This window comes from Actinomyces bouchesdurhonensis (assembly GCF_900128465.1).
Taxonomy (GTDB): domain Bacteria; phylum Actinomycetota; class Actinomycetes; order Actinomycetales; family Actinomycetaceae; genus Pauljensenia; species Pauljensenia bouchesdurhonensis.
In genome coordinates this window covers 145,951-151,834 of the sequence record NZ_LT635869.1, presented here as the reverse complement: position 1 = coordinate 151,834, position 5,884 = coordinate 145,951, and the positions used below count along the sequence as shown (strand labels likewise).

The 5,884-nt window shown below is 65.5% G+C and carries 4 protein-coding genes, 1 tRNA gene and 3 pseudogenes; 5 read left to right on the top strand and 3 right to left on the bottom strand.

The window, feature by feature from the left end; genetic code table 11:
- Positions 1-1,907, bottom strand: a 1,907-nt coding sequence (locus BQ7477_RS09085; RefSeq protein WP_073983849.1) for an OPT family oligopeptide transporter, incomplete at its 3' end; no start/stop codon positions are given.
- 449 nt (positions 1,908-2,356) lie between these two features.
- Between BQ7477_RS09085 and BQ7477_RS09080 the strand changes: the two genes are divergently transcribed.
- Positions 2,357-2,446: transfer RNA gene (locus BQ7477_RS09080), tRNA-Ser, on the top strand.
- Between the two features lie 444 nt (positions 2,447-2,890).
- On the opposite strand, the gene BQ7477_RS09075 is transcribed toward BQ7477_RS09080, so the two are convergent.
- Together BQ7477_RS09075 and BQ7477_RS09070 are read right to left on the bottom strand one after the other, a co-directional pair.
- Positions 2,891-3,574 (bottom strand): superoxide dismutase, encoded by a 684-nt coding sequence (locus BQ7477_RS09075; protein WP_073983656.1) that lies wholly within the window; start codon positions 3,572-3,574, stop codon positions 2,891-2,893.
- A 171-nt stretch (positions 3,575-3,745) separates the two neighbouring features.
- On the bottom strand, positions 3,746-4,714 hold the full coding sequence (locus BQ7477_RS09070) for a DUF808 domain-containing protein (protein WP_073983655.1): 969 nt from the start codon (positions 4,712-4,714) through the stop codon (positions 3,746-3,748).
- A gap of 78 nt (positions 4,715-4,792) precedes the next feature.
- Here BQ7477_RS09070 and BQ7477_RS13100 point away from each other — a divergent pair.
- The 4 genes and pseudogenes from BQ7477_RS13100 to BQ7477_RS09060 form a co-directional block, all read left to right on the top strand.
- Positions 4,793-4,996, top strand: a pseudogene (locus tag BQ7477_RS13100) (DUF7059 domain-containing protein); the annotation flags it as partial.
- 46 nt (positions 4,997-5,042) lie between these two features.
- Positions 5,043-5,330 (top strand): annotated as a pseudogene (locus BQ7477_RS13095) (hypothetical protein); the annotation flags it as partial.
- Positions 5,331-5,374: 44 nt separating this feature from the next.
- On the top strand, positions 5,375-5,518 hold the full coding sequence (locus tag BQ7477_RS11645) for a hypothetical protein (RefSeq protein ID WP_420884447.1): 144 nt from the start codon (positions 5,375-5,377) through the stop codon (positions 5,516-5,518).
- Positions 5,519-5,692: 174 nt separating this feature from the next.
- Positions 5,693-5,884 (top strand): annotated as a pseudogene (locus BQ7477_RS09060) (SWIM zinc finger family protein); the annotation flags it as partial.

Below are 5,884 nucleotides of genomic sequence, written 5' to 3'. Positions count from 1 at the left end.
AGCACGTTCGCGACCGGGGTGAAGCCGTCGCCGATGAACGGCAGCGCCAGCGGGGATTCCGACCCCGTCGCGCCCGCGATGCCCGCGTAGACGACGCCGAACAGGGACTCGCCCACGATCAGGCCCGTCGCAGCCAGCGTGCCGAAGCGCTTCGCGCGCTCCGCGTCCGCCTGCTTGTCAGCCCACCTGTTGTACAGGAAGCCAATCAGGCCGCCGATCGGGATCAGGATCGTCAGCGACGCCGGCAGGTAGATACCCATGCCGACCGCGAGCGGGGGCAGGGCCAGCTTCCCCTTCGAGGCGGGGCGCAGGACCTCGTCAATGATGATGACGACGACGCCGATCGCCGCGCCGATACCCAGGAGCTTCCAGTCGATGCCGCCGCCGAGCACGCCCTTCGCGAGCGAGGAAATCAACGAGGCCTGCGGGGCCGCCAGCGGATCCGGGCCGGCATCCGGCGCACCCTGGAAACCGAAGGAGTTCTGCATGAGCTCCAGGACCGGAGGAATGATCAGCGAACCGAAGACGACGCCGATGACCAGGGCGACCTGCTGCTTCCACGGGGTCGCGCCCACCAGCTGGCCCGTCTTGAGGTCCTGCAAGTTGTCATTCGCGATCGTCGCAATGCAGAACACAATCGCGGACGTGAACAGCGTGTAGGCGATGAGCGCCGTGTTCTCCTCCGTGGTCGAACCGCGGCCGTGCACAGCCAGGATGACGACCGCCGTGATGACGACGACTAGCAGGCCCACGCCCGACACCGGCGAATTCGACGAACCAATCAGGCCCGCCATGTAACCGCACACCGCCGCGACCAGCAGGCCGGCGAGCAGGATAAACAGGACCGACACCGCGATCAGGACCGCCGTGTTGTGCTCGATCTGCGTGCCGCGCATGAACCACCACAGCAGGCCCGCGATCGGAACCATCGCCACGAAGATGGAGACGATGACCCACTTGCCGGGAATGTCCTGCTCTGTGCGGTTGATCTGCGCGCCGTTCTCCTTGGCGCCGCGCGAGGCGCGCAGCGACTCGGACATGCCGCGGACAATCGGACCCATGATCTTGATGAGCGTCCAGATGGCGGCGACCGCCATGACGCCCGCACCGATGAAACGCACATCCGACTTGAAGACCGTCGACAGGGCGGCGGTCAGGTCCTTCGCGCCCTCCAGCTGGCCGTTCGCGTACAGGGGCAACAGGACACCGTAGGAGGTGAGCATGCCGATGAGCATCGCGACGCCCACCGTCATGCCGACCAGGTGACCCACGCCAATGAGGGCGAGAGACAAGGACGTCGAGATCATCGTGCCCGTCGAACCGATCTTGAAGGCGGCGCCGACCTCGGAAGCCGTCACCTTCAGGTAGCCGAACAGGGCCATCGCCGCCGAGGCCAGGGCGCCCCAGGTGATCGCCAACAGGCCGCGCTTGTTGTCCTCGCCGGCCTCCTGGGAGTCGCCGACCTTGAGGATCTCAGCGCCTGCCACGCCCTCGGGGTAGGGCAGGTCCGAGCCCGTCACGAGCGCGCGACGCAGGGGGATCGAGTACATGACGCCCAGCGAACCGCCGACCGCGCACACGAACATGGTCTGCCAGTAGGGGAAGCCGCTCCACCAGCCCACGATCACGAGGCCGGGGAGAACGAAGATGACAGCCGACAGCGTGCCCGCCGCCGACGCGATCGTCTGGACAATGTTGTTCTCCTGGACCGTGTGGTCGCCCCAGAATCGCAGGACAGCCATCGAGATGACAGCCGCCGGGATCGAGGTCGCGAAGGTCAGGCCAACCTTCAGGCCCAGGTACACGTTCGCGGCCGTGAACACCAGCGTAATGATGCCGCCGATGATGATGCCGCGAAGCGTTAGTTCTTTGAGCGACGTTTCCTTCGTCGCACGTGGCGCAGACACGAAAAGTCCTTTCGCTGCGTAGAATAGATACCCTGACAGCGTAGACCAAATATGTGGTCGAGCCAACGCTTTCGAGAGGCGGAGCTTAGGTTCACCTTCCCTGGCCCGGCGCGTGCCGATGCGGCGCACGTGTGCGCTTGTCGATACGCGTACACGTGATCAGGGAACCGGACACGGTGGGCGTCTGATTCGTGGGTGGACCCGCGCGGAACGTGCTGTGCGGAGTGGCATTGACCCGGCGGTTATGTCTTCGGTCAGCCTGTCGGCATTCTGGTTGGCTTTCCTGTTGGCGGTTGCGTCAGCCTTCCCGTTGGCGGTCCACGAGGTGTCGACCCGCTAGGTTTGGTGTCAGGACCTGCGCGAGCGGGGTTCTCTTTGAGTGTGTCGCTGCTCCCAGGGTGGGTCGATTTGCGTTGCTCGGGGGTTTCTGTAGTAGAGTACTCAGGTAAGGTAGCGTGTCCGAGCGGCCGAAGGTGCAGCACTCGAAATGCTGTGTGGTGTCACAGCCACCCTGGGTTCAAATCCCAGCGCTACCGCCACCGCCGCCCGGCCCCACTGGGGCTGGGCGGCTTTGTTGTGCCCGAGTGGTTCCCCAGCAATGTCGCACGTAATTCCCGTGCCTGTATTTTAGGTTTTGAAATTCAATCGTTGGAATTGCAACGTTTGTGGGCTGTCTCGAAAAATGACCGCGTTAAATTACGTGCGACTTTTGGAGGGGTGGTTACCGACGTCACTTTCGGGCACCTCTACTGGCCGCGGGCACCTCTACTGGCCGCGGGCACCTCTACTGGCCGCGGGCACCTCTACTGGCCGCGGGTACCTCTGTCAGGCCCCGCCCCTTCGTAGGCTCAGCCCCTTCGCAGGCTCAGCCCCTCTGCACCTCCAGGGATGCAGGAGAGGCGGAACCCCGAAGGGTCCCGCCTCTGCTGCGTGTAGTTGTGGTGGTCGCGCGACCAGCGCCACGGCCTCGTCACGCAGGACGCTTAGTTCTTCCACCAGCCCTTGACGGTGTCGACCGCGTGGGCGCCCAGGTCGGACAGCGCGGAGTGGGCGTTCACCAGGCCGGAGGACAAGCGAGCGGCCTGGAAGCGGGACGCGACGTTCTCCCAGTTCACCAGGTTCCACCAGGCCTTGACGTAGTCGGCCTTGACGTTGAGGTAATCCAGGTAGAAGGCGTGCTCCCACATGTCGATCATGAGTAGCGGCACGGTCGCGACCGGGATGTTGCCCTGCTGGTCGGTCATCTGGTAGGTCACGAGGCGCTTGCCGACAGTGTCCCACGCGAGGACGGCCCAGCCGGAGCCCTGCAGGCCCAGGGCGGCGGCGGCGAACTGAGCCTGGAAGGATTCGAACGAGCCGAAGAACTCGTCGATCGCCGCACCGAGCTCGCCCTCGGGACGCGAGGCGCCCTCGCCGGTCATGTTCGTCCAAAAGATGGAGTGGTTGGTGTGGCCGCCCAGGTTGAAGGCCAGGTTCTTCTCCCACAGGTTGATGGCGGCGAAGTCGCCGGCCTCGCGGGCGGCGGCCAGCTTCTCCAGCGCGGCGTTCGCGCCGGCCACGTAGTTCGCGTGGTGCTTGTCGTGGTGCAGCTCCATGATGCGCCCGGAGATGTGGGGCTCCAGCGCGGAGTAGTCGTAGGGCAGGTCGGGCAGGGTATAGACGGTCATGATGCTCCTCCGGGGCGTCGTCGTTTAACTGTTCACTCCAGAGTAGTACTTTAGTCCTAACATGCGAAGAGGTTGTGTGTCACCTTTCGCGCAGTGCGATCAACGACGAGGCCGGGGCTCGGAACGCGATCGTGCACCCTCCGCCCCGACCTCGTGAAAAAAGAAGGAGAATCAGGCCTGACCGCGCACGCGACGCACAAGCGCGGAAGCCCCGACGACGATCCACGCGGTCACGGAACCTAGCACAACACCGAAGATGCCCGACAGGGCTGTCTCGACCAGCCAGGAGACGAAACCGCCGCCGGCAGACACCGCGTGCTCGGCGGACTCGAGGAGATGATGGAAGATGGGAACGCCGACCTCGGCGAGGTTCTCGATGACCAGGTGGCCGCCAACCCACAGCATCGCCACCGTGCCGACGACGCCGATCACGCCAAAGACGTGCGGCATGACGCGAACGATCGTGCGGCCCACGTTGTCGACGGGGCCGGGGCGGTTGTCCTCGGGTTCGAGTGCGCCGCGCGCCAGGCGCACGCCCACATCGTCGGCCTTCACGAGCAGCGCGACGAGGCCGTACACGAAGAACGTCATGAAGAAAGCGACTGCGATGAGGACGGCGACGCGCATCGCGCCGTGCTCGTTCGACAGGCCGGCCATGGACACGAGCATGATTTCGGAACTCAGGATCAGGTCAGTGCGGGTCGCGGACGACACGATGGATTTCTCGAGCTCCTCGGCGGATGCAGCGCCGCCTTCCTCGTGCTCCTCGTGGAGTCCGGGCAGCCAGCCGATTTTTTCGAGGACCTTCTCGCCGCCCTCGAAGCACAGGTACGCGCCGCCCACGACGAGGAGGAACGGCAGGACGTGGGGGGCCAGCCACGTGAGCAGGAGCGCGATCGGTAGGATGATGAAAAGCTTATTGATGAGGGAACCGCGCGCGATCTTAGCGATGATGGGGAGTTCGCGCTTGGGGTTCAGGCCAGCGACGTACTGGGGGGTGACTGCCGTGTCATCGATGACGACGCCCACTGCCTTCGACGAGACCTTGACGGCACCTGCCGCAACGTCATCGACAGATGAGGCCGTGACTTTCGCGAGGGTCGCGATGTCGTCGAGCAGGGCGACAAGTCCTCCGGACATGGGCTTCCTCCTCTGAGCTGGGCGTGGGGATCCTGGTTGGGTACCCGCGCATTGTACTCATGGGGATAGTCTTGAGGCATGACGACTTCCGTACCCGTCCCCGCCCTCGATCGTGACCTCATCGCGCGCCTGCGCTTCGATGTTATCGCGGCAAGCTGGACCACTGACACCCTTGAGACGCTGCTCAGTGACGGCGCCCTGTCCGCCCTCATGCGCGACTCGCGCCTGCCCGCCCTCGTCGAGCTCGCGGGCGTCACCGACCCGGCGGCTACCCTCACGCGCTTCTTCGTCCTTGGCCAGCCAGAGCGCGCCTCGGCCCTGGACGCGTCNCACCCCGCTGTTCGCGAGCGCGGGCCTGAAGGTGCGCGTCCTGGAGCACACGAGCCGCGCCTCCATGGAGGTTGGCCTCAAATACGTCAACAACGACTCGTGCTACCCGGCGATCGTTGTCATTGGCCAGCTCCTCGACGAGTTCATCTCCGGGCGCGCCGACCCCGACCGCACGGCGGTGGGCATCACACAGACGGGCGGCATGTGTCGCGCCAGCAACTACGCGGCCCTGCTGCGCAAGGGGCTGCGCGACGCCGGATACCCGCAGGTCCCCGTCATCGCCCTGNCTTGGGCCGTTCCGTGCCCGTCTCGTCGGCGGTGTCTGCGGTCGTGGGGGCATCGGATGGTGAGCTGACGGTCGGCCAGATCGCGTCGGCGGTCGCGATGCTCACCTCGGTTGAGGTGGAGGATGTGCGCGCCGAGGTCGAGGCGCCCCTGCACGACCTGATCCGCTGGGGGTTCCTGACGTACTGAGCGGCGTTGCGGGTGCGGGCACCACGGTCGGGGGCGGTTGTGCCACCCGTTGTTTTCCGGGGAACGTGCGGTGTTGTTGCAGTCTTGTGGCGAGTGTGGATGCCCGGTTCGCTGGTGGCTCCAGATGTGGGGGCACTGTGTTAGCCTGGCGCCACAATTCAGCGAAGGAGCGACATGGACTACGAGCTGACCTACCGCTACAGTGCCCCCTCGCGCGTGGATGAGGGCGCGGGGCTTGCGCTGGCGACTTCGGGAGGGTTCACCCCCGAGGGGGAGGCGGCGCGCCCCTATTTCTTCTCGGGGTTCATGGAGCGCCCTGACGTGGTTGCCGCCGGCGTGCTCGCGGTCGCGCGTGTGGCGCGCACC

Coding starts and splice junctions, on each gene's coding strand:
- BQ7477_RS09070 (WP_073983655.1), bottom strand. CDS start 4,714: ATGTCCGGAGGACTTGTCGCCCTGCTCGACGACATCGCGACCCTCGCG.
- BQ7477_RS09075 (WP_073983656.1), bottom strand. CDS start 3,574: ATGACCGTCTATACCCTGCCCGACCTGCCCTACGACTACTCCGCGCTG.